The organism is Chitinophaga fulva, assembly GCF_012927205.1.
GTDB lineage: Bacteria > Bacteroidota > Bacteroidia > Chitinophagales > Chitinophagaceae > Chitinophaga > Chitinophaga fulva.
The window spans coordinates 4,011,906-4,038,156 of the sequence record NZ_JABBGC010000001.1 but is presented as its reverse complement, the minus strand read 5'-3'; the positions used below and the strand labels follow the sequence as shown (position 1 = coordinate 4,038,156).

Genomic DNA, 26,251 nt, shown 5'->3' with positions numbered 1-26,251 from the left:
TTCAGGTGTTTCCCTGATGATGCTTAATACACAGGTCTCATTCCTTTTGTTTTCCAATAATCGATGATGGGTTGGTAAGGACCGTATTTATGTTGCGCGACGGAAAAGGTGTCCGCGAAAGGCTTATGATCATAATCGATCGCTTTCTCCGCAGGATGCGGGTAGTCGAAGGTTTTAGGATCAGGCCTTTTATGGATATTGTCGTCGTTCACAAATGCTGCAATATCGAGTGCATCTTTATCGGAGAGGAAAGGTTTGCCCTCTCCTGTCTTGTCGAACGGCATGTTATTTTTCAGCCATTCTGCCTGCTTGATCACGCGGTGCATACTGGAACCGGGCTGGTACGACTGGCTGCCCCACAGCGGTGGATATACGTAGGTGCTTTTATCCGCACGCCACTGCCCTTCTCCGTCGGCGCCATGACAACGTGCGCAGTTTTCCCGGAAGAGCAAGGCGCCGCGACCGGGATCTGCAGCTACATCAGGGAAGCTGACAGGACGGTTCTTCTCTCCTTTGAATGTTTTATCTTTTGGCGCGAAGCTGTTAATCCATTTCAGGTAGGAAAGAAAAGCCACCATCTCCTTACTGTCCAGCGGCAGCGGACGGCCATTGTGCGGCCTTGTTACACAGTTGTTGATCCGCTCTGCAAGGGTAAGCACTTTTCCTTCACGGGCACGGTACTGCGGGTAATGATCGTGCGAAGCAATGAGGGAGAAGGAAAATGGTTTCGTACCGGCATCCTGGTGACAGTTGGTGCAATTCATCCTGTTACCCAGAAATTTACCGGCAGTACCTTCCGGACCTATATAACGTGCCGTATTGATCATCAGCTCACGGCCATAACGTACGGCTTCTCCGAACTGACCGGCAGGCATCAGCGCAGTATCGATAACGACAGCAACCTCCGTGCCGGGTATTTCCGGTCTGGCCGCCGGCTTCCCTTTCCCTTCAGAGGTACAGGCGGCACTTCCCCACCATATACCTAAACCAATCAATCCTGCTATCAACCAGCTATGCTTCATGCGATGTGTTTTAATTGTGATCAATGTGTATAACCGGGCCTTGAAATGTATGGCATCACTTGTTCCGACGGAATAAAAGAGGCCCTGTATGATGTCATGCCTGTCCGTAACAACCAGAGAAAACGGCCCTGGAAAGTGGAGAGGATGACCGTATTCCTTTTGGTAGCACATTGGAGCAAGGCGCTATCTCCAACGAGGTAGCTGCTGCCCATTCTTTCATTGTAGTTCTCCGGCGGCAGTTTAGTATTGACGACCAATGTTGCTTTTTTATTTTTTTCGTCGATATCGAATGCGAGTGTCCTCGATATTTTTTTGCTGACGCCATTATCGAAGAACATCAGCTGACCATGCTCGTTGATATGTACCGCGTGCGCCTGGTCAAACAATGCGGAATCAGGCAGCGGAAAATCGCCGCCCCTGCCCAGTACCCACAGGCGTTTACCACTGTGGGCATCTATCTTCCATATCTGTCCGTTGTTATAGAAAGATACCAGGTAGTTACTGTCTCTGTCGAATGCGATGCAGTTGGCGTGCATCCAGTCTTTCTTGTCTTTCAGGATGTTGTTGTCTTTCAGGGGATCAAGTACGTCGAACACCGTCCATTTCCACACCTGGTGGCCCTGGCGGTCGAGCACCAGTATGCCGTCGCCTTTCACTGTGTCTTGTTTGACGCCGCCCCTGCTGCTGAGGTCCAGCACCTTTTCTTCTACGCATAAGCTCACGATTTGCCCACCGGCGTTCTGCATGATCTCATGATGGATGGTCTGCTTAAAATCCTGTTGTCCTTTTTTCAGGTGGAGCAATGTATCGCCGGTGAGGGAAAGTTCGAGTATTTCATCACCGTAGCTGGTTTCATATGCAGGGCCGCCCAGCAATGAAAGCAGGGTATGGTTTGCGGTGAACCGCGCCACCTTGAAGCCGGAGCCGCTCACCTGGTGGTACCACACGATATCGCCTTTGGCATTCACCAAAAAAAGCGCACCAGGATCATCACGGCGTGACACCAGGACATACCCTTTGCGAAAACTTTCCGGGAGCACGCTGCTGTCCGGACAGATCACATTGAAGAGCCCTTTCATCCAGATAGGCACGTCCGGCGTATGGAAATCATACCCCTTGCTTTCCTGTAATTCGCTCCCCCGGCCGGAGAGCACTTTGTATTCGTAGTCGCTCGCGGGCAGGAGGTTGGTAAGGACAATATCGTGATGCAATTTGTGCACGGAGACCAGCGTAGTATCCCGTTGCTGTTCATGCCCTTTTTGCCAGTATACAACGGCCACATCCACCGTATCGGTACATTGCACGGATGCCTTTACTTTCATGGCATTCTGGCCCTGGGAAGTTAGTATGATCTCTGTAATGCCATGACCACTGTTCATGCATGATTGCCATAGCAACAACAATGCGGCTGCCACTGTTACCAGCGGCAGCCTGCATCGCAAACTATTTTTTCTTTTTCTATCCATCTTATTGACGTCGGTCGTTGTTACTAAGGTTCTTGTCCAGATCTACCTGTGCCTGTGGATAAGGGAAATATTTATCTCTCGGCATAGTGATAGAAGGCACCAGTTTTACAGCAGAAAGATAGGTATTGACCACGCTTTGATACTTGTTCATGCGGACCAGGTCCTGGCGGCGTTTACATTCGAAGAAGAATTCCCAGCCACGTTCCTGGAGGATAGCATCTCTCAACGCATCTTTCGTAAAGGTGCCCGCATCAGCTAATGGCGTGGCATGCGAACGGCCTTTCACCTGGTTGATCAGCGAGATGGCTTCGGCAACAGGACCATTCAGCTCATTCAGCGCTTCCGCCCTGCACAGCAGGATGTCTGCGTAACGCAGAATAGGGAACACGTGCCCATCGTAGTAAGTAGTAGAACCGTGCGGATCTGCGAACTTGGTGGTAGCTACATCCGGCATGTAGTAATAACCGGTAGGCGGTTTGGTTTGGCCCGGAGGCGCCTGCATATAATGCAGGCCATCGGTGCCAACATAATCGTAGTAGAACATCTGTTTGCGGTCGTCGTTATCGCCGAAAGTGTTCCAGAAGTACCAGGTAAGTGCAAAGTACTGCCACCGGTCTGTTACCTGCGGGTTGTTGATAGGCCCGAAGTGGTTCATGACCTCCACCGCATCGGTGAGCGGATCAGCGAGCGCGCTGAAGATATTCTCCTGGCACCACTTGTTCTTTTCAGCGAACAGACCTGCATAAGAAGGATACAGGCTATAGTTGAGCTTCATTATTTCAGTGGTCAGGTCCAGCGCTTTTTGCCATTCATGCTCGCGCATGTACAGTTTGCAAAGGAGCGACAGTGCCGCTCCTTTAGTAGCGCGTCCGATATCGTTGGTACTGTAAAGCGTGCTCGTTTTGTAATCTACCGGCAGATTTTGTGCGGCATTTTGCAGGTCGCTGATGATCAGCTTATTGATATCTGCCACCGGCGAAGGTGCTGCCGCAGCGCCATAGGAAGGATTGGTCTGATTTTTTTCCACGGTAGATTCATCTACGAGGACCACCGGACCGAAAGCATCGGTGAGGTCTATATAACCGAGGGCACGGAGGAAATGCAGTTCCCCGATGAATTGCGCCTTCTGCGCATCGGTGAGGATACTCATCTTCGGGATATGGTACAACGCGATGTTGGCATCTGTTACCAGTTTATACTGGTGCTGCCATGCAAAGGCGAGGTAAGTATTATTGGGAGACCACTGGCAATCTGACATCAATCCCACATCACCGCCGGAGCTGGCGTGGCCGATATCGGTGGTGAGATCGGAGATCGTCACCTGGAAACCGGCATAATACATCCAGGCGTCGCTACGGCCGCTGGGTTGTTTCAGCCTGGAGTAGACACCATTCACGGCAGCTTTGGCATCGCTTAGCGTGAGGAAGGCATTATCATCGGAGAGATAGCTGTATACCTTCGGTTCCACCGTTTTCTTGCATGATGTGCTTCCCAGGAGCAGCGCAGCAAGTGCTATATATGCGTATTTCATTCTTTCAAAAAATTACAGGTTAAAAGTTTACTTTCAGGCCGGCAGTAAAAGTGCGGTAAGCAGGGAACGCCGTGTAGTCCAGTCCGGATGAAAGGTTGGCATTGCTACCGCTGCTGTTCAGGTTACTATTCACCTCCGGATCGCTTCCTGTATATTTAGTGATGGTAAATAAATTCTGTACACTTCCGTACACCCTGATACCTCTCAGCCCTTTCAGGAAGGTTTTGGACACCGGAACATTGTAACCCAGTGTGATCATCTTACAACGCAGGTAAGAAGCATTCTCCACGAAGCGTGAGTTCATCAGGCCACCGTAGGCGATGGCATAACCATCCCTTGGAATATCGGTATTAGGGTTGGTGGTGGTCCACCTGTTCAGCGCATCCGTACCGGGACCGGATTCAAGCACCAGGCGGGTGGCGTTGTACAGACTGTAATCCAGCGCTCCCTGTAAAAAGATGCTTAACTCGAAATCCTTGTAGGTAAAGGTATTACTGATACCATAGATGTAATGCGGGTTGGCATTGCCGAGATAGGTGCGGTCATTCGCATCGATGATACCATCGGGTTTACCATCAGGACCGCTGACATCCTTAAACTTCGGATCTCCCGGTTTAGACAATGGCTGTGCGGGATGTGCCTCACCCGCCTTGATCACACCATCGTACTGATAACCGTAGAAAGTACTGAGCTCCTGCCCGGGCGCAAGTTTGGTAAAGTCCATACCACGACCGCCGTACAGGTTGGCCGTTTGTGTGATGATATACGGACGGCCGCCCAGGTCAAGACATTTTTGTTTGTTGTAGGCGATGTTGATGGTGGTAGTCCAGTTGAATGAATTATTGTGGATATTTTCTGTGGTGATACCCAGTTCTATTCCTTTATTTTCCAGGCTGCCGGTGTTTACTGTCTGGGAAGAGAACCCGTTCCAGTCGCCAATGGGCACGTTAAATATCAGGTCGTTCGTTTTCTTGTGATAGTAGTCGAGGGTAACATTCACGCGGTTATTGGCGAAGCCCATATCTACGCCCAGGTCCAGCTGCGCGGTGCTTTCCCAGCGAAGGTCGGGATTCGACAGGCGTGTGGCCACCGTACCCGGATAACTTGCACTGCCTTCACCAAGCGACACGTTAATAGGGCCAAACTGCGACATATAGATATAAGCAGGAATACGGTCGTTACCCGTTACACCATAGCCGCCTCTGAACTTCAGGTTGGAAAAGATATGCAGGTCTTTGATGAACTGTTCCTCTCCCGCTCTCCATGCAACAGATCCGGAAGGGAAATAACCATAGCGGTAGTTCGGTCCGAAGAACGAAGATCCATCGCGGCGGAAAGTGAAGGTGAGCAAATATTTATCTTTCAATGCATAATTCACGCGGCCGTAGGTAGAACCGATCTTTCCCGGCAGCGTAAGACTGGTGCTGGCCAGACGTTCCGTACCGGCGCCGAGGTTGTGGTACAGGAATGCGTCCGTACTGAAGTTCTGCACCTGTGAATAGTGCTGCTCTTTCATGTCAGACTGGTAAGATGCACCCGCTACCACATTCAGCGAGTGAATATTGTTGAACACTCTTTTATAAGTAAAATAGCCCTCTACGAGGTTACGGGTGGTGGCTACGTCATTCAGGCTGGCCTTACCATTCACCTTTTCACCGTCAACAAGATCGCGCGGAAGATAGGTGCCTTCTTTCGTGGTAAAGTATTCCGTGCCGCCATTTACACGGAAGCTGAGACCGTTGATGATCTCATATTCCGCATATACATTGATGTTCACCTTGTTCTCATAGCGGTCGTTGGTAGGCGCCATGAGCCAGGCCAGCGGGTTATCGCGGCCTTTGAACCGGGCATAGCTGCCGTCTGTATTGTATACCGGTAAAGCAGGAGATGCAGTGAGCACGCCATACATCACGTTTGAAGGGACGATGTTACCGTCATACGTTTTGAAATTCGTATAGGCGTGGGAAGCATAAATACTGGCACCGGTCTTGAAATGTGGCGTAAACTGTTTGTCGAAGTTCAGGCGCACGGAATACCGCTTGTAATCGGTATTCTTCAGGGCACCTTCCTGGTCAAAATAGTTAGCGGACAATGAGACGTGGTCTGTGGCGTTGCCTCCGCTTACGCTGAGGCTGTGGTTTTGTACCACGCCCGGACGTGTGGCCAGATTGAACCAGTCATTATTACGGCCGCTGGCGAGGTCGGCAGCGGAATAATAGTCTGGCAGGCCTTTTTCGTTGGCTTTGGCATTGGTCACTTTCATGTTGTCCAGGCCATCCATTTTATCATATGCTTTGGTGATGCGCTGTACACCATAGTATCCGTCGTACTGGATCGAAGGTTTACCCGACTTGCCTCTCTTCGTGGTGATCATCACCACGCCATTAGCGCCACGGGCGCCGTAGATAGCGGTAGACGAAGCGTCTTTCAATATCTGGATATCATCAATATCATTCGGGTTGATATCCTTTCCCGTTTCAGAAGGGAATCCATCCACCACATACAGCGGCTCGTTGGTAGAGTTGATGGAGTTGCCGCCCCTGATACGGACAATTGTCTGTCCGCCTGGTGCGGAATTCGACTGGCTGACCTGCACCCCTGCCGCACGGCCCTGGATGGCCTGTGCCGCATTGCTGGTAACGCCGCCGTTGTTCATCTGGTCGCTGGAGATAGAGCTGATGGAGCCGGTAAGGTCCTTTTTCTTTGTTGTACCATAACCTACGACCACTACATCGGAGAGGTTGGACACATCGGCCTCCAGGTTTACTTTCAGCGTGGTGTTTTTGCCATCGAATTTGATGGAAGTGGCCTTATAGCCTACCATACTGATCTCCAGTGTTTCGCCGGGATTGGCACTGATGTGGAAACTGCCATCCACTTTGGTGACCACACCATGTTTGGTCCCTTTTACTGTGATGGTGGCGCCGGGTAGCGGCAGTCCTTTTTCGCCGGTTACGATACCCGATATTTCCACTTGCTGCAGAGGAGCAGCGGGTGCCGGCGCCAAAGGTTTTGCCTTTACGATGACAGCGCCGCCTTCAATCGTGCAGGTAAGCGGCTGGTTGCGCATAAAGAGGGTAAGCGCATCATTTACCGGCATATTGGTCACCGACAAGGTGGTCTTAGCGCTCTTTTCCAATACGGCTTCGTCGGCCAGCACGTTCATGCCGGTTTGCCGTGTGATCTCACGGAAAAGGTCTTTGGCAGAGGCGTTTTTGAGCGACAGGCTCACTACCTGGTAAGGCTCCCTCGCCTGGCTCACCTGCGTAGCAGTGGCAAGGCAAAACAGTGCTAGCAGCTTGCTGACCTTCAGCATACTGGTTGGCCGCCGCTTTCTGGCATGGCGGGTACAGGCAATAGTACTTGATAACATACTTCTGCTGGATTTGGATTTTGATTTAGATAAGTGTTTGGTTGCAGTCTCGATACATCTGTCTTTTTACGATGATTGCAGGCTGTTTTGGTTGATCATATAATTGTTCACTTCCTTTTTATGCTTATTCGCCTTTAATAACCAGTTGTTTTCCTTCCAATCTGAAGGTTACATCATTTGCCTGCAGCATTTTCAATACGTTCGCCAGGGAGCTGCCACGGCTGATCATCCCGAAAAATTTCCTTGGTTTCACTTTCCCTTCATATACCACCTCTATATTGTACCAATGGGAAAACTGCCGCATGACACTGGTGATATCAGTATTATCGAACTGAAAATATCCGCTCTTCCATGCCACAATTTCGCTGACATTCACATCGGCGACCTTTCTGATATTTCCATTGGCTTTCACCTGCGATTGCTCTCCGGGCGCCAGCTGCAGGCTGTTGTCCCCACTATTGACCCTCACGGCTCCCTGTACGAGGGTGGTATTGATACTTGCCTCATCAGGGTATGCATTGATATTGAAATCCGTTCCGAGCACGTCCACGGTCATCTGCCCCACTTTGATCCTGAAAGGCCGGCGCGCATCGGGCGCGATCTCGAAATAGGCTTCCCCGCTCAGTTCCACCGCTCTTTCCTGGTGACTGAATGTTACCGGGAAACGCACCGTGGATGCAGCATTAAGCCAGATGCGGCTTCCGTCGGACAATACCAGCGGATACATTTGTTCCGCCGCGGTAGAGAGCGTGTTATACACCATCGACTGAGCGCCGCTGCCCGTTTTTTCATATATGAGCTGGCCATCTTTGTTAGTGACAGCGCTGTTACCTTGCATCAGTTGCTGTATCCCGGCACTGTCCAATTCTATTTTCTCCCCATTGGCGAGGGTCAGTACCGTCTTGTTGCCTGCGCCCTTCGTTACAACCGGCATCGTTTTCACCATGGCCATTTCTGGCGGGAGGTGTGCCTGCCGCTTTAGCAGCCATACTGCCGTCAGCAGCAAACCGGCCAGTAATGCCGCAGCGGCGGTATACCGGATGATGCCTTTGTTCAATTTCCGTACCGGCGCCGCTGCTGAAGGCGCCTGTATGCGTTGCAGCAATTTTTCCCGCACGCGGCTGCCATATTCGCCGGCATCAGGGGTGCCCCCTTCCGGCTTCACCTGGCGAAAGGCCGCCTGTAGCTCGCTGAGCAAGGTACGGTCACCATCATGCTGCTGAAGGTAGCCCATCAGCTCCTGCGCCTCATCCGGCGTGCAGGTACGTTGTTGCCAGCGTGACAACAACTGCCGGTAATATTCAGGATTTTTTTCTGTGGGCATATATATACTATCCGAAAAAAAGGATGTAGGGTGGGTCCCCGGAGAAATTTTTTTTTAAGGACGGATAGCGGCAGGTAAAAAACAACCGATGACGACCAGGGGCAATACCCCGCCGGCATGATGGTAAAAGAAGAATTGTATGCTGCGCATGGCCAGCACCATGTGCTCTTTCACCGTATTGCGGGAGATCCCGAGTTCCGTGGCCACTTCTTCATAACTCTTGCATTCCTCCCGGCAGAGACGGAACACACGCTGACGCTGTGGTGGCAGTTGCGATACGGCCTCACGGAGCAGCTGCTCGTACTCCTTCCACAGCACGCGCGCCTCAGCATCATCCGTTTGCCGGTATACCTCCAGGATAGCCTGCGTACGCAGCTCCTCATCAGCTGATATCTTCTTCAGCAATTTAAATACATGATTACGGGTGATGCGGTAGAGATAACCGCTGAACGACAACTCCGGGTTGATACGTTCCCGTATCTCCCATATCCGCGCAAACACCTCCTGCAACGCATCCTCTGCCAGTTGCGGTATACTGATAAAATGGAGAATATAACTGTAAAGCGAGGAATAATACTGGTTATAGATAGCAATAAATGCTTCCGGATCACCCAGTCGTAACCTCCCCAACAAGACGGTCTCATCATTGCTCACTGTGCACTCGATTTGGTTACTAAGATAATTATTCGCAGGATTTTTTCTTTTATTTTTTCGGGAAATAACAAGCCGTTAGGATTTTATAGGTTGGGTAACATCATCTCCATAGGAGCCAGATCAATAGCATAATTTCACAAACAGGAAATACTACTAAGGTGTTATTTTAGCCCGCCTGAAAATCGCTTACTTCGTTTGTATAACTTGTTACAACAAATCGCAAGCGCGTCTATGCCGCTGATTTTCATGCAATCCCTTTAAAATAACCTGGTGATTATCCGACCACCCGTTTAATCCCCTGCTTTTCTTATTCAACTACTAGTTATGTTAACACATGTTTTCCCTCTACATCCTACCCAGAAGGATATTTATGTAGACCAACTGATGAATCCTGAAAGCCCTCATTACTCCCTGTCAGGATATCTTAAATTAAAAGGCCGGCTCAATAAAGCAAGATTTGCCACAGCTGTCAGCACGGTGATCTCTGGTAATGACATTTTCCGGATGAGCTTTGATCCGGGAAGTCTGCAACCAGAAGGATACCTGAGCGACAGCTCCCCGGAAATACCTTTGCAGGAAATAGACCACAGCTACCGGAACAACCCGGAAGCCTATACGGTGGAATGGATGCAGCAACAATGCAACACTACTTTTCAACTTAAAAAAGGTAATCCGCTATTCGAACATTACCTGGTAAAAATCGCTGAAGAAGAATACTGGTATCAGTTCAGGTATCATCACCTTATCATCGATGGCAGCGGATATCAGCTTTTCCTACAGGCAATAGCACAGCAGTACAGGCAACCTGAAAACACCACCGTCTATCCTTCCTACGCAAAAGAAATTGAAGATTACGCCCCTTTTTATCAGCGCGACTCTTATCAGCAACAACTCCAGTACTGGAAAGAAAAACTTAAAAACAAGCCTCCTAAAATCTTTCATTATAAATATCATCATCACGACGGGCAGGGGAAAACCAGCGCCCTCTTTACCCAGCCATTATCCTCTGCAGAAAGGACGCAGCTAGAGCAGCTGGCACAAACCTGCGGATACAGTTTACAGAAGCTCACCGTAGCAGCGGTCATCATCTACTTTGCCCGCATTACCGGACATGCTGAATTATTGCTGGGCATCGTACGCCACCGACGCCTGACACCGCTGCAACGCAGCACCATAGGCATGTACTCCGGTATCGTTCCATTCATCGGCGAATACAACCCTGATGATACCCTCCTGGACCTGCTGCATAAAATTGATGCCGCACAAAAAGAAGATTATCATCATCAGCAGGCATCGCTGAATGATCTTAGCAGTATGCTAAAAGACAAGCAGACAGACAGCTCCCTGTTTGAAGTACTTGTCAATTATGTATTGCTCGATCTCCAACTCGATTTTGATGAAAATATTTCCACCTCTTTCCATCAGATATGGACGGAATACGAAAGGAGGCCACTACGTGTTTACTGGCAGGACTACGGCAGGCACCAGCCTTTACAATTGAATATCCTCCATCAACTGGCGTATATCAAAAAAGAGGAAGCAGTGTTGCTGTCCGGACGCATACTCCATATCATCTCACAGTTTGCAGACAAACTGCATCACCCTGTCAGCAAAATTGATATAATACCTGCCGATGAAAAAACAATGCTCCTGCAGTCTTCCCGTTCAGGGGCAGACTTCCACAGCAGCCAAACCATCTACTCCATTTTTGAGCAGCAGGCAACACGTACACCTGATCGTATAGCCATCTCCTGCAACGACCGCTCGCTTACCTATAAAATGCTGTACGAACGTGCCCAACAACTGGGGCATTATTTAAACAGCAAAGGCGTAGGAAAAGATACTTTGGTACCCGTTTGCATAGAACGGTCCCCCGAAATGATCGTGGCACTCCTCGGCGTGTTACGTGCAGGCGGGGCTTACGTTCCCATAGACCCTGAATACCCGGAAGAACGCATCCGTTTTATACTGGAAGATACTGCCGCCAGCGTCGTGATCACGTCCGTAGAAAGCCAGCCGGCGCTCAAAACAATATATGACGGAGAGACCGTGATATTAAGTGATCACCCGGACTTTTCACCTGTGGAAACGACGGTGCTCCCCCCCGCAGCCCAGCCGCATGATGCGGCCTATGTGATTTATACTTCCGGTTCCACAGGAAAGCCCAAAGGGGTGATCATAGAACATCGCAATGTTGTTAGCCTGTTTGCGGCCATGCCGGGATATTACGATTTCAATGAAGAGGATGTATGGACGATGTTCCATTCCTATTGCTTTGATTTCTCTGTATGGGAGATGTATGGCGCACTCTTCTACGGCGGCCGCCTGGTAATAGTGCCAAAGCATCTCACCAAAGATACCGCCGCCTTTGCAGCACTACTGAAAAAGGAACAGGTTACCGTGCTGAATCAAACCCCTGCCGCATTCTATGTACTACAGGAAGCGGTCACCACCAACGACGCCTATAACGATCTTTCAGTACGGTGCGTCACTTTCGGCGGAGAGGCGTTGAACCCTGCAAAACTGGTATCCTGGAAAAGGAAATTCCCCGGCTGCAGCCTGATCAACATGTATGGCATTACTGAAACGACCGTCCATGTCACCTACCAGGCAATAACCGACGAACACCTGAACAGCACCGGCAGTATGATAGGGCGGCCAATTCCGTCCCTGGGGGCTTATATACTTGATGCTCACCAGCAACTGCAGCCTGTAGGCGTACCAGGAGAACTGTATATCTCCGGTGCCGGCCTTGCAAGAGGATACCTGAACCGCGACGAGCTGACGGCTGAAAGGTTTATTGCCAACCCTTTCCATTCCGACACAAGCCCTCGTTTATACAAAACCGGCGATCTTGCCCGACGGCTACCCGATGGTACCATGGAATATCTTGGCCGCATAGATAACCAGGTAAAAATACGCGGGTACCGGATAGAATTAGGTGAGATAGAAAATGTGCTGCACCGCTGCACCGCGGTGAAACAGGCTGTTGTTATCGTCAAATCCTCTCCTATCAGCACCTCGGAAGAAAAACAATTAGCAGCCTATATTGTACCCAATGGCGAATTCAACAGGGAGGTGATCATTAGCCATATGCGTGAGTGGCTTCCTGATTATATGATTCCGTTACTCCTCACCGCTGTCAGCGAAATGCCGCTGACGAAAAACGGGAAAATTGATAAATCAGCACTATCTGAACTACATACTTACATCCGGCATAACGCCGAAAGAGAAGTCCCCCAAAACGCCCGGGAGCAGCAGCTGGCCGCTATCTGGGAACAGGTATTGGGTGTAGAGGACATCAGCAGAAATGATAATTTCTTTGAACTTGGAGGCGACTCCATCCGGCTGATCAAGGTAGTCAGCAGCATCAGGAAGGTCTTTGACAAAGAACTACAGGCTGCCGATGTGTACAGGGCTGCCACCATTGCAGATTTATCGCAGCTGATCGGAGAACTGCACACCCATGCCAATGATACTGCCAGGAAAGATATCCTCCTTGATATAGGCAGACAAAAAAATGCACTGCTCCCCTCTCTGCCTGATGCGGACGCCATTGAAGATATCTTTCCGATGAGCGACATACAATCGGGGATGATCTACGCTTCCCTGCGCAATCCTGAAGACGCCATCTATCATGATCAGTTTTCCTCCCGTATGCCGCCGAACACCGATCTCAAAAGACTCGAAAAAGTACTGTCACTGATCAGCGCCAGACATGGTATACTGAGAACCGCCTTCAGTCTTGATGCCCACACGGAAAACATGCAAATCGTGTACAAGTCCGTACCGATACAACTGCCTGTACTGGACATGAGCCACCTGGAAGAAGACAAAGAGCTGGTAAATGACTACCTGCAAAAAGAACGCGGCATTCCATTCAATTACGCACAAGCTCCGCTCTGGCGTACTGCTGTGATAAAACTGAAAACGCACTGCGTATTCATCCTCCAAATGCATCACGCCATATTGGATGGATGGAGCGTTGCCAGTCTTAATACAGAAATCAACAACCTCTATACTTCCGCGTCACCGGATGTGCTGCCTGCACTGAAAGCCACCTACAAAGATTATGTTGTAGAAAACATCCTCGAAAAAAACAATGCGCAATCAAAATCCTTCTGGATGCAGGAGATGGACGGCTACAAACACCTCGATATTTTCACCGCCGAAAAAGTTAACCTGCGCTTCATCAAAAAATATGAACCCGGCGTACTGGATGCTTTAAAGCAAAAAGCGAAAAAAGAAGGTATCTCTGTCAGCACGCTTTTCCTGGGAGCGTTTTACTATGCTGTCAGCATGCTTACCCATGAAGATGAACTGACGTTGGGGCTTGTGACCAACAACAGGCCTCTCATTGAAGATGGTGATCAGATGCTGGGGTGCTTCCTCAACACCCTTCCGTTAAGATGTAAAGCCTCCGGCAGGGCTACCTGGCGCGAGCTGATGTCCGGCCTGGAACAAAAGCAGTTGTCACTAAAAGCCTACGACCGCCTGCCACTTGCAGAGATAGCAAGGTTGCACCCGAATCACAGCACCGAAGGAAATCCCTTTTTTGACGTGCTGTTCAACTTCATCAATTTCCATGTGTATGATCAGCTAAACGACCGTCTCCTGCAAGGCACTGTCAATGACCCCGGGACCATGACCTTTGGCAGCTTTGCGGTAGCCAATACCTATTTAGACTGTACCGTGAGCACAACCGGCGACGTGCTGACCATTCTCCTGTGTCAAACCTATCAACTGAAATCAGGAAAGACGCTGGAAGAGTTCTCTGCATACATCGAGAAGATACTACAGCAAATATTGCATCACTATGATGAACAGATCAACAGAACGGCGCTGCTCTCCCCGCGTGAGCTGGATATGTGTTTCACCCCGATGAACAAAGTAACAGCAGAACAGCCTGTATTCAATACCATTCGGGGTACATTTGAAAAACAGGTATCACTGTATCCGGATGCCACAGCGCTTACCGGCACCGGTACCCTGACATATGCCGAATTGAATGCACGGGCCAATCAGCTGGCGTATTACCTGAAAGAGCTGGGCGTGAAGAAGGATACTCCCGTACCCGTTTGCATAGACCGGTCGGCCGACCTGATCATTGCCATACTGGGCATCCTGAAGGCCGGAGGGGCCTATGTTCCGCTGGACCCCGCCTATCCAAAGGAACGTATTGCACGCATGGTAGAAGATATCACCTACCAGGTGGCCATTACCATGAGCAGTAATACCCAGCTGTCAGACACACCGGCAAAAGTGGTATACCTGGACACGCTCAGAGACACGCTTTCGATGCTTCCTTCGGACAACCTGCAGCAGGATATCCATCCGGATGATCTGGCCTATGTGATGTTTACCTCTGGTTCTACCGGCCGTCCCAAAGGCGTAATGGTCACTCACGGCAACGTGGTGAGCCTTGTCTTTAAATGCGACTTTGTAGCACTTACTGCCAACGATGTTTTACTGACTACCAGCGCGCTCTCGTTTGACGGCACCACGCTGGATTTTTGGGGGATGCTGCTCAATGGCGGACAGCTGTTGCTTTGCAGCGACGAACAGCTCCTGGACAACGAGCTCCTGAAAAAAGCCATCGAACAACATCATGTAACTAAAATATGGTTTACATCGGGATGGTTAAATCAACTGGTCGATACAGATATCAGCATATTCGCCCATCTGCATACTGTTATCACCGGCGGTGAGAAGCTATCGGAAACACATATCAGCAAGTTACGTGCTGCTTATCCAGGCCTTGAAATCATCAATGGTTACGGGCCTACAGAAAACACCACCGGATCATTGAACTATCGCATAGGACGGGAAATAACGGGTGATATTCCTATCGGGCTTCCGATGAAATACCGTACCGCATATGTGCTGGACACGCAACAACGGTTGCTGCCGGTGGGCGTAACAGGAGAGCTGTATGTAGGCGGAGCCGGGCTTGCGCGCGGATATTACAATAATCCGCTGCTCACCGGCGAGCGCTTTATCGCGCATCCTTTTGTAGCCGGAGAAAGGTTGTACAAAACCGGTGATCTTGCCTGCTTTAGGGAAGATGGCCTGGTAGCCTTCCGGGGAAGGGCGGACGACCAGGTAAAAGTGCGCGGCTATCGTATAGAGCCAGGCGAGATAGAGCATATGGTCCTGAAAAGCGGATTGGTGGAAAGGGCCGTCATCATTGTAAAAAAAGATACGACGGGCAACCAGCAACTGATGGCCTATGTAGTACCTATCGGCGCCTTCGACAGGAAAGCATTGCAGGAATTCCTTACAGCGCATCTGCCGGAATATATGGTACCTGCTGTCATACATCCGATGGATGACCTGCCGCTTACGCCCAACGGCAAAGTAGACAAACAAGCCTTACCTGATCCGGACATTATTTCGGAAACCGGCCATATAGCGCCGGATACGGACACCGAAAAGGCTATCGCAGCCATCTGGCAACAACTGCTGCATGTAAAAACCGTTGGCAAATATGATAATTTCTTTCAGCTGGGTGGGCATTCGCTGCTGGTAATAAGGGTGAGGGCACATATTACGATGGCTGTAAATGTCAGTATACCTGTTGGTAAACTGTTCCAATACAGAACACTGGCCAGCCTCGCAGCATATATTGATGAACAGCAGCAAAGGACCGGTGACGATGCCATTACACCGTTTGACCGCAGCCATTCAGCGCCTGTTCCGTTATCATTTGGCCAGGAAGAGTTGTGGATGATGGACAGGGCAATGGGTACTATCAATTATCACATGTCTTTTATTTTCAACCTTCAGGGAGATATCAACCAGGAAGCCCTCACACAAACTTTCAGCGCACTGGTGAACAGGCATGAGTCACTGCGTACGGTCATACGGAAGCATCCTGCCGATGCAAAGGCCTGTCAGTACTTCCTTACCGCCGACAACTGGAAGCTGAATTTTATCGACCTCTCTCACCAACAGGATGAATCAAATGTTCAGCCCTGCCTGCAATCATTGCTGACCACGCCCTTTGATTTATCGGAAGACTATATGCTGAAGGCCCACCTGGTAAAGACCGGCAACGACACACACATCCTGGTAATGCTCCTGCACCATATTGCCGCTGATGGCTGGTCGCTGGCGATATTAATGAAGGAATTCACACAGCTTTACAATGCATGCTGCCGGGGCGAAAGCTTAACCTTGCCGCCTCTTCCTTTCCAGTTTGCAGACTACGCCTGCTGGCAGCGCAGACAGGTAGCATCAGGTGCCCTGGCCTCAAGGCTACGGTACTGGACAACAAAACTGGAAGGATATACGCCCTGGCTACTGCCATCAGACTACGAACGGCCTTTACAGGACAGCAACAAAGGCCGCATGTTGATCTTCCAGGCGGACAAAAAGCTAACAACAGCGCTGCATGCGTTATCACAGCGCCATGAGAGTACCCTGTTCATGACCATACTCGCTGCCTTCAACATCATACTGCATCAATTCAGTGGTAAAGATGATCTCTGTATAGCCACCGCTGTCGCCGGCCGTACCAGGCAGGAACTGGAAGGCCTCGTAGGGTTCTTTTCCAACAACCTGTTGCCACTCCGCTGTAACCTCGGCGGTAATCCGTCATTTACGGAACTACTGCAACAGGTAAGGCAAACCGCCATAGACGCCTATGAAGCTCAGGAAGTGCCACTGGAGAAAATTATGGAAGCCCTTGCGGAAGAATCGGGCATCCAGGCTAAATATCTCTACCAGGCGATTCTCATTTTACAGAATACCCCTGAACTCCCCCCACTGCAATTGGATAATTTATCCCTGAATGAAGTGAAGAAAACACATGAAACCAGTCAGTACGAACTGAATGTGTCAGTAAGGGAAAAACCGGACGGACTGGTATTTTCAGTGGAATTCAACACTGATGTGTTCAGGCAGGAAACGATTGTGAAATTGTTCAGGAAGTATTTCGTTTTACTGAACAATATCATACAATCCCCTGATCAGCAAATTCAGCTATTGATACCTACTGATGAATTGAATGCTGTTGGTCAGCATGAGCCGTCGTAAAACAAGTTGACATTTACGACAACTCAAAGAACAAATAAAAAAGGCTTGTAACTTATAGTTACAAGCCTTTTCAGTTGTCCGTATCAAAAATATCTTTTTAAAACAAATCGATGGAAGGCCAATAGCCAATGGCATTTTTGACGGTCCACATCAGGACGTCCATATCTCCACCGATGTTGCCGGCGCGGGTATTTACCAGTATCGACCAGCAGAACCCGTCGTTAGTGCGTACCATGAGGGCTTGTTCACCGGGCAACGATCCGTTATGCCAGTAATTGGGCACCTTGTTTACCGCCCAGCCTTTTGCATAACCGGCATTGGTTGTACTAGGAGCATACATCAGGTTGAGCGTAGCAGGCTGTAAGATATCCGGTTTTGTGGTAAAACCATCTACACGGACCAGGAAGCGAACAAGGTCCATAGGCGTAGCTATCCACGCACCGTGTGCATCCATGCGGGAGACTTTCATATTGTATGGGTCCTCGCCGCCCTGTCCGTAATATTTTACCTCATTGACTTTCCGGTCTGCCTCTGTATCGCCGCCGATTTCCATGTTGCTGATACCTGCGGGGGTGAGTATCTGGCTTTTTACATAGCTGTCATAGTTTTGGCCGGATAATTTTTCAATAACACGGCCCAGTACGCAGAAGCCAAAATTAGAATAGTGATATTCTGTTTCACCAGGCACAGAATCATCTGAGGTTATATCTTCAAAAACTGCTGCAAAGGGTTACTGGTTGATACTTTAGGGCTAAGATATGAAACTAGGAATTATTAAGCAATCCTCAAAAAAAAATTAAACAACATACTGCGAGTTGGATTTAGATATCAAACAAAATCATTGGCTGGATATTCCCGTAAAACGGATGTTTAATAAAAAGGATGATCGAACCATTGAAAAAAGAAAGGCCGGATTTTCATCCGACCTGCCCGGACCGATTGTTATGCTAATCCAGGAACCAATCAATCTTTAAAATCTTAATAGTAGGAATATTTAAATGACTGGGTCCCGGAATGCCTTATATCAGTAAAATCACTTCTGATAAGCCGGCCCTTATTGTCGTACATATGGATATAGTCAACAGCATAACCATCACCATATTGTTTCCTGGAAGCATTATGCTTCGGTAGCATATATTCATAATAATAGGGAGACAGGTCCACAACGATCGCATAGAACTCTTTTACATAAAACAGTGGATTAATGCCATTATCATAATTGAAAGTACCATCGAATGGATGGTGGGTATTGTCTTTCATGTGAACAACATCCAGTTTGTCATTAAAGGTAAATTCATGTACAATGGTATTATATCTAACTGTCATTTTATGCAGTTCATGACTGATGTCAATAAGCAGTAAATGGTGATTTCCAAAATGGTCATATCCATTATAATCATAGTGGGTAACCAATCCGTCTTTGTTATACTTGTAATTGTTAGCAATAATATAGACAAAATCACTGAACTTATTAGTATCCTCGGTGGCGGTCACCTTATCAATCTGACCATTGCTTTTACGTTGTACATGATAGGTAAAAACATACTCGTTGCCTTGTGTAATAGTAATAGAGTCCACCGTATTTTTTTTGTTATAGTAAAAGAAATAGGTATTGACCGGGGCCTCAGAGGAAGTAAGTTGCCATGTTTTGAGAAGCCGGCCATTAGGGACGTTGTTATCCGGTACAACAGGGGGGTATTTTTTGCACGCATTAAAAAGGAAGGTGCAGCACAACATACACAGTACAGTGGGGATAAAAGATTTTCTTTTCATAATGTTGGAAGTTAAAAATATGAAAAAACATAGATGTGGAAGGTGTGGCCAGGGTTAAAGGAGGTTAGCATCTAATATATCAGGTCCGGGACTACAACGATAACAAAAAAGGATAACAGAGCGCCGCAATTTTAGTGAAAGACAATTATTATCTGGTAAACGTCGGGATTGCGGGTTTATCTGTAAATGGGCAATATATTATGAACCATGATATATTAATATACATAACACATTGTATACGTTATAAATATAAAAATATAACTGTGAGTCAAAAATAGTTTCTCATTGTCCATTTTTTATTTTAACAATTTTGTCTAACAAAAATGAATATAAATTATCATCTTTGCCTACTCGGAATGGAGTGTTAATGTTTAAATCAAAAATCCCGTGGGCTTAATTGTAAGATCATTGAATTATGTTCATCCAGATAATGCGGAGCTGTTCCATGACCTGAACTTCATTTTAAATGATGGAGAAAAAGCCGCATTGGTGGGCATAAATGGTGCGGGTAAGTCAACACTGCTTCGCATCGTTTCCCAAAAACTTGAATTAACATCGGGGGAAATTACCTATCCGGAGATACCCTGGTACGTACCACAGCATTTGGGGGAGTTTGACACATGGTCCGTCGCCCAGGCATTAGGAGCGGATAAGAAACTGCATGCGCTTCACGCTATTTTAGGTGGGGACACGGATGCACAGCACTTTTCCCAGTTGGATGATGATTGGGATATCGAAAACAAAGTTAAAAGGGTCCTTGAAAAATGGGAACTGGGTCATATACATGAAAACCGGCTACTGGGAAGCCTCAGCGGTGGTCAGAAGACCAAAGTTTTTCTTGCCGCAATGGACATGAATAGCCCGAACCTTATTTTGCTGGACGAGCCCTCCAATCATCTGGACATCAAAACCAGGATGAAACTGTACACGATGATCCTTCAAAGCAAATCAACCATGCTTATCGTGAGTCATGACAGAACGTTATTGAATCTCATGAACAAAACGCTGGAACTTAATGAAAAGGGAATTGAAGTATTTGGTGGAAACTTTGAGTTTTACCAGCAGAAAAAAATGGAAAAAGTAAGCGCATTGCGCGCCCGGTTGAACGAGCAATCCAAAGCACTGAAAGAATCCGAGAAAAAAGCCACCGATATGGCTAGTCACAGGGCACAGCAGGAGTCCAGGTCCGCAGGCATGAGCGCTTCTATACCACGTATTATCGCTGGTGGCTTAAAAAATAAAGCGGAACGCAGTACCGCGAGGATGTTACATGCACATGAAGAAAAGATAGCCACGCTGCTGCATAGCATTGAAGAGACCAAAGCACAAATCCAGGAATATGAAACCCTTAAAATCGATATCAAGGCGCCGGAACTAAACCCGGGAGCGTTGCTTATCGATATGGCAGCTGTTAACTTCAGGTATGGTGACAGATTATTGTGGAATAATCTTAGCTTTCAGATTAAATCCGGCGAACGGGTACAGATCGAAGGCGAGAATGGAAGCGGGAAAACCACATTGCTGAAAATTATTACACGGGAACTGGAACCTTTTGAAGGCAGCTATAACAGTTCAGCCTTCTCCTATTTTTACCTTGACCAGGACTACTCGATGATAGATCCGAAACTTAGTGTTTATGAACAAATACAAGCGTATAATAAACGAGGGTTAGAAGAGCATGAATTAAAAGAATTGTTGGTTTATTCCCAGTTTAATCCGGCTGCTTTTGATAAAAAATGTGCAGGATTAAGTGGTGGAGAGAGAATGAAATTATCGTTGAGTTGTTTATTGGTAAGTAATCAGGCGCCGGATTTACTGATCCTTGATGAACCGACAAACAATCTTGATATTCAAAGCCTGGAAGTGCTGACTTTGGCGGTAAAAAATTTCGAGGGTACACTGTTAGTGATTTCGCATGATGACTATTTTATCAGCGAAATTGGAATTGACTATAGCATAAGTTTAACTTAAAAAAATATGCCACTAAAAAATACAGGGACTGAGCAGCATATAAAAGATACCGCAAAACGGCTGCTTTTTGCAGAGGGGAAACTCCATGCTACTACGCAGGAAATAGCAGACGCCGCTGGCGTTAACAGAACTGCATTACATTACTATTTCCGTTCGAGAGATCAGTTGATTGCTGCCATATTTCAAGAGGCGATGCAGGATTTGAGCCAACGCCTCAACGAATGCATGACTGCTGACCAACCTTTTAAAGCCAAGACAGAAAATATTATTGCAGTTTTTCTCAGGCATATGATTGCCTTCCCCTACCAGGAGACATTTTTGGTGACGGAGATCAATACTTTAGGTAAAAAACTGATCACCAACATCCAATCAGGCCCTGTAAAGTCCTATTTGGAAGAAGCTGCGGACGAAATGAAGAAAGGAACGATTGAAAAGATGCATCCAGCGCATTTTCTCATGAACTTGTTTTCTCTTTTGTCTTACCCATTAATCATGGCCCCTCTTTACCAAAAGCTATTCCAGGTGTCCGGGAAAGATTTTAAGGAGCTGGTAAACGAACGCGCAAAAATTATTATCAATTTGTTATTTAAAAACCAATGATTAAGAACCTCATCGCATTTTTTAACAGGCTGGACAAGTAATGATAATCCCGATGAAGCATACTGCTCAACACGTCACACAGATTGACTTTATCCTCCCCGTCACCAACTCCGCCTGAATTTTAGTAAATTGCATAAGAGCACTACGGCCGGCAGACTGTGTTTCATTTGATTTAGCAATATTCCTATGAATCATCGTATCTTTTCTTTGGCCCTGTCTTTATTATCTCCACTGCTGCTTGCAGCACAAACCGTTGTTTTAATAAAAATCGACGGTAGCATCAACCCGGTTACCGCACAGTTTATTCATCGTGGAATAGAAACCGCCCAACGCAGCAAAGCGGAGTGCCTCCTTATTGAGCTCAACACGCCCGGCGGCCTGCTAAAATCCACCCGTGTGATCGTCAGCGATATGTTGGAATCTCCGGTACCTACCGTGGTGTATGTTGCCCCGGCAGGCGCTCAGGCCGGTTCCGCGGGGGTATTTATTACCCTTGCCGCCCACGTTGCGGCTATGGCGCCGGGTACAAATATTGGCGCAGCGCACCCTGTTGGTTTACAGGCAGAGAGCGATTCTATCATGAATAAAAAAGTGACCAATGACGCTGTCGCTTTTATCCGCACCATTGCGGAAAGGCGGAAACGAAATGTGGAATGGGCGGAAAAAGCAGTACGCAACAGTGTTTCCATCACGGCCAACCAGGCATTGGATATGAAGGTAATAGACCTCACGGCCGTTAATACAGCAGCACTACTCAACCATATAGACGGAAAAAGCGTGGAAATAGCTTCCGGAGCAGTGACACTCCACACAAAAAATGCGCATATACAACCACTGGAAATGGGAGTAGACGAAAAAATACTGGATGTGCTTTGCGATCCCAATATCGCGTATATACTGCTCCTGCTTGGATTATACGGAATACTGTTTGAACTGTACAACCCCGGTGCTATTCTTCCGGGTATTGTCGGTATTATCAGCCTTATTCTTGCATTCTATTCACTTCATACCTTACCCATCAATTTTGCCGGACTGGCATTGATCATTTTCGGGATTGTCCTCTTTTTACTGGAGATAAAAATCACCAGTCACGGGTTACTGACGCTGGGAGGTGTTTTATCTCTCTTTCTCGGTTCCATGATGCTGGTCCGCGTGAACCCGGCTGCCCCGGGGATCAGGATTTCCGAAAATATTATTATCATTTCCACGATTGTTTCTGCGCTGTTTTTCCTATTTGTGTTAGGCATGGGCCTGAAGGCGCAGCGACTGAAACCTGTCAGTGGCATCGACGGCTTAATAGGAGAAAACGGGGTATCGCTGGAAGAGCTGGACCCTTATGGAACGGCCCGGGTACATGGCGAAATATGGAACACAAAGTCCATCAGCGGGAAAATAGACAAGGGCAAGAAAGTACGGGTGGTAGGGATAAAAGGCCTTCAGCTACAAGTAGAACTTAATGAGAACGCATCTTAAACGCAATGACTATGCAAAGTATTCCTGTCGTATTTATTGTGGTAACCTTCTTTACCATTATTATTCTCGCCAATGCCGTCCGCATTTTGCGGGAATATGAGCGGGGCGTGATATTCCGGCTTGGCCGGCTGTTAGGCAATGGCGCCCGTGGCCCCGGGCTCATTCTCCTCATTCCGCTTATTGACAAGATGGTGAAGGTAAGCCTGCGTACCGTAGTAATGGACGTACCGCCACAGGATGTCATTACACGGGACAATGTTTCCATTAAGGTAAACGCGGTGATTTATTTCCGCGTTATTCAGCCGGACAAGGCGATTATAGAAGTGGAGAATTTCCTGGTAGCCACTTCCCAGCTCTCGCAAACAACCTTGCGAAGTGTATTGGGGCAATCGGAACTGGACGATCTGCTTTCACAACGGGAGAAGATCAATCAGCGGCTGCAGCAAATTATTGACGCCAATACGGAACCATGGGGCATTAAGGTGTCTAACGTAGAGGTAAAACAAATCGACCTGCCCCAGGAAATGCAGCGGGCCATGGCTAAACAGGCAGAGGCTGAACGGGAACGCCGCTCAAAGGTCATTGCGGCGGAAGGGGAATTCCAGGCATCACAACGGTTAGCGGATGCTGCGCATATTTTAAGCGATCAACCAAGCGCTATTACATTGCGTTACCTCCAGACGCTGCGGGAAATTGCCACGGAAAAAAATTCGACTACTATTTTCCCTATCCCCATCGACTTGCTTAAACCATTTTTAGGGGGAAATGAGAAAAAAGAGGGAGGTCAGGCCTGATGTCCTTTTGCAGTAACCTGTCGCCGTACAAGATTTATTGATCTGATAATTTACTATATTTACGCCGCTTCCCCCCAACGGAGGGGATGGCTTGTTTACATATTTATTACCCCAAATTTATCAACCAACATCTTTTGAAGTTATGGGCATCATCAAGGCGAAGCTGCGCTCCTTCTTTAAAAAAAATCTGAAAATCATCATCCCATTTGCTGTCGTTTCGTTCGTGGGCTGCGCTATACTTACCTTCCGTTTCTCCAGGCGTCTGGCAAAAGACTTAGACGTGACGCTTACCGCTAGTGTAAAGAAAGGCGGCGAATACGAACATTTCCTGGCTGCGTTTGCCCATGTGCTAAATGAAGACTCCTCGCGTTACAAGGTGAAGCTTAATGTTTGTAATTCCCAGGGAGCGTCTGGTACTACCATTGATCAACTTGACAAAGGAAAGGCGGATATCGGCCTGGTCCAATCGAATGCCAAATGGAATTCGAAAAATATATCAGCAGTCGCCTACGTGTATTCAGAGCTTTATTTCCTGATTACCAACAGGAAGGACCTGGCCTCTATTTCGGATATTGCCAATTGCCGGGATACGCTTACGATTGCCCGGCTGGACCCACCCAGCCAGACCAGTAAGGATTTGCTTAACCTGATCAGTTTTTATGGCATTGACGCTTCGCGAATCAGGTATATTGACAAGGACTACAATGGCACATATGCTATGCTGAAAAGTGGAAAAGCAGATCTCGGCTTTATGATTGTGGGACTGGGCAATGAAGTGATTTCCTCCGTATTAAAAGACCCCACTTTACATCTTGTTGCATTTGAGAACACGGATGCTTATGTTCTGCGGCGTCACAAGCTGAACAAGTTTATATTACCAATGGGATTTTATGGACTTCACAGGCCGGACAGTAATTACGAAACTTTTGCTACAAGGGCGATGCTGGTGGTCAGCAGTAACCTCAGTGACAGAACAGTATATAAGTTTACGAGAGCTTTATTTGAGAAGGAATCTGAGCTTGTCAATGAGTACCCGTTCTGCCAACTCCAAAAAATAAGGAATGACGGGGAAACGTATATACCGGTGCATAAAGCCGTATTACAATATTACAATCGTGACCATCCTTCTTTTTTAGACAGGAACACCAATTTGATAGCAACGGTCCTATCGATTATCGGGCTTGTATTATCCGCGATTCCTATTTATATAGAGTTTGCCGGCAGACGCAGGCGTATATCTCTGCGTCCGGCCCACATATAGGCTCATCGTTTCCTATTTTCCTAAGATGCCTTCACCATTATTCTTTTCCTGTGTTTTTTACCCCAATCTTCCATTTCAAGGATTATTTTTTTTAGTGACATTCCATAAGGAGTCATAGAATATTCAATATAGACAAACGACTCCTGGTAAACGGTACGATTTACCAATTGGTTCATTTCAAGTCCACGTAATTCCTTGACAAGCACTTTAGGGGTAATGCCGGGAATATGATTTTGTAAATCTTTAAATCTTCTTTTTCCAAACATCAGCAGCATAATAATCTGCAGCTTCCATTTGCCACTTAAAATATCCAACACATCCCTGATAGGCAGAATAGAACGGGTGCATTCTTCTATTGACGCTTCTTTCATTTATTTAAATTTTCGTTTTAAAAAGTCACTATACTTTAGGAAAGTAAAATATTTTGCGCAGTAAAAGTAAATAGTTTTGATGTATTGAGAAATCACCGGTTTATTTTTCAACAAGTACACCCATCTATTCACAAATAACAAAAATAAAATGATACAGGAAGCGCCAAAAGCAACAACGCCAGGTAAAACGACAGAGGTGTTCATCTATTACTACAACCAGGGCAATATCGACAATTTGATAAACGCTTATTATGAGCAAAATGCTGTTATCGCTGAAAGTCCAGGTAAAATTGCTCAGGGAGCAGCATTAAAAAGTGCGTTGGAGCCGTATTTTGCTTTAAATGGAAAAATATCAGGAGGAACAAGGCACACATTAATCAATGAAGATATTGCACTGGTTATTCTTGACTGGGCAGTTGACTATACAGATGAGGCGGGAAACCCTGCGAAATATTCAGGAACTTCAACAGATGTGGTCCGGAAAGGAGCAGATGGAATATGGCGTTGTATAATTGACAACCCACATAATATAAACTAGATAACAAATGTGGACGATTCAACACCATTGAAACGCTATTGGATAAGGCCGTTGAGCTAATAA

The 26,251-nt window shown here is 47.5% G+C and carries 16 protein-coding genes; 7 read left to right on the top strand and 9 right to left on the bottom strand.

Features of this window, described 5'->3' with window-relative positions:
• Positions 1–23 precede the first annotated feature (23 nt).
• The 6 genes from HHL17_RS16420 to HHL17_RS16395 form a co-directional block, all read right to left on the bottom strand.
• On the bottom strand, positions 24–1,022 hold the full coding sequence (locus tag HHL17_RS16420; RefSeq protein WP_169225764.1) for a c-type cytochrome: 999 nt from the start codon (positions 1,020–1,022) through the stop codon (positions 24–26).
• A gap of 20 nt (positions 1,023–1,042) precedes the next feature.
• Entirely contained in the window at positions 1,043–2,464 is a 1,422-nt protein-coding gene (locus tag HHL17_RS16415; protein ID WP_169225763.1) for an aryl-sulfate sulfotransferase, read from the bottom strand.
• A 25-nt stretch (positions 2,465–2,489) separates the two neighbouring features.
• Complete coding sequence (locus HHL17_RS16410; protein ID WP_169225762.1) at positions 2,490–4,019, bottom strand: RagB/SusD family nutrient uptake outer membrane protein; 1,530 nt, start codon at positions 4,017–4,019, stop codon at positions 2,490–2,492.
• A gap of 19 nt (positions 4,020–4,038) precedes the next feature.
• Positions 4,039–7,392: a SusC/RagA family TonB-linked outer membrane protein gene (locus HHL17_RS16405; protein ID WP_169225761.1), complete on the bottom strand. Its 3,354-nt coding sequence runs from the start codon at positions 7,390–7,392 to the stop codon at positions 4,039–4,041.
• Between the two features lie 124 nt (positions 7,393–7,516).
• Positions 7,517–8,716, bottom strand: a complete 1,200-nt coding sequence (locus HHL17_RS16400; RefSeq protein ID WP_169225760.1) for a FecR family protein — start codon at positions 8,714–8,716, stop codon at positions 7,517–7,519.
• Positions 8,717–8,770: 54 nt separating this feature from the next.
• Entirely contained in the window at positions 8,771–9,370 is a 600-nt protein-coding gene (locus HHL17_RS16395) for an RNA polymerase sigma factor (RefSeq protein WP_169225759.1), read from the bottom strand.
• A 324-nt stretch (positions 9,371–9,694) separates the two neighbouring features.
• Here HHL17_RS16395 and HHL17_RS16390 point away from each other — a divergent pair, with 324 nt between their 5' ends.
• The gene (locus HHL17_RS16390) at positions 9,695–17,407 is read left to right on the top strand and encodes an amino acid adenylation domain-containing protein (RefSeq protein ID WP_169225758.1); all 7,713 of its coding nucleotides are present in this window, start codon (positions 9,695–9,697) and stop codon (positions 17,405–17,407) included.
• Between the two features lie 97 nt (positions 17,408–17,504).
• Here the strand turns inward: HHL17_RS16390 and HHL17_RS16385 are convergent, their stop codons facing one another.
• Both HHL17_RS16385 and HHL17_RS16380 read right to left on the bottom strand, forming a co-directional pair.
• The gene (locus tag HHL17_RS16385) at positions 17,505–18,095 is read right to left on the bottom strand and encodes a serine hydrolase domain-containing protein (protein ID WP_169225757.1); all 591 of its coding nucleotides are present in this window, start codon (positions 18,093–18,095) and stop codon (positions 17,505–17,507) included.
• Positions 18,096–18,385: 290 nt separating this feature from the next.
• Complete coding sequence (locus tag HHL17_RS16380) at positions 18,386–19,180, bottom strand: hypothetical protein (protein ID WP_169225756.1); 795 nt, start codon at positions 19,178–19,180, stop codon at positions 18,386–18,388.
• Positions 19,181–19,567: 387 nt separating this feature from the next.
• Here HHL17_RS16380 and HHL17_RS16375 point away from each other — a divergent pair, with 387 nt between their 5' ends.
• From HHL17_RS16375 to HHL17_RS16355, 5 genes are all read left to right on the top strand, one after another.
• Positions 19,568–21,151 (top strand): ABC-F family ATP-binding cassette domain-containing protein, encoded by a 1,584-nt coding sequence (locus tag HHL17_RS16375; RefSeq protein WP_169225755.1) that lies wholly within the window; start codon positions 19,568–19,570, stop codon positions 21,149–21,151.
• 6 nt (positions 21,152–21,157) lie between these two features.
• Positions 21,158–21,751, top strand: coding sequence for a TetR/AcrR family transcriptional regulator (locus tag HHL17_RS16370; protein WP_169225754.1), 594 nt, complete (start codon positions 21,158–21,160; stop codon positions 21,749–21,751).
• A gap of 186 nt (positions 21,752–21,937) precedes the next feature.
• Complete coding sequence (locus tag HHL17_RS16365) at positions 21,938–23,224, top strand: NfeD family protein (RefSeq protein WP_169225753.1); 1,287 nt, start codon at positions 21,938–21,940, stop codon at positions 23,222–23,224.
• An 11-nt stretch (positions 23,225–23,235) separates the two neighbouring features.
• Complete coding sequence (locus HHL17_RS16360) at positions 23,236–24,018, top strand: slipin family protein (RefSeq protein ID WP_169225752.1); 783 nt, start codon at positions 23,236–23,238, stop codon at positions 24,016–24,018.
• 142 nt (positions 24,019–24,160) lie between these two features.
• Complete coding sequence (locus HHL17_RS16355) at positions 24,161–25,279, top strand: TAXI family TRAP transporter solute-binding subunit (protein ID WP_169225751.1); 1,119 nt, start codon at positions 24,161–24,163, stop codon at positions 25,277–25,279.
• 20 nt (positions 25,280–25,299) lie between these two features.
• Here the strand turns inward: HHL17_RS16355 and HHL17_RS16350 are convergent, their stop codons facing one another.
• Positions 25,300–25,650 carry a winged helix-turn-helix transcriptional regulator gene (locus HHL17_RS16350; RefSeq protein ID WP_169225750.1) on the bottom strand — a complete coding sequence of 117 codons (351 nt, stop codon included), beginning with the start codon at positions 25,648–25,650 and terminating at the stop codon, positions 25,300–25,302.
• 148 nt (positions 25,651–25,798) lie between these two features.
• Here HHL17_RS16350 and HHL17_RS16345 point away from each other — a divergent pair, with 148 nt between their 5' ends.
• Positions 25,799–26,188, top strand: a complete 390-nt coding sequence (locus tag HHL17_RS16345) for a YybH family protein (RefSeq protein ID WP_169225749.1) — start codon at positions 25,799–25,801, stop codon at positions 26,186–26,188.
• Positions 26,189–26,251: the final 63 nt, after the last annotated feature.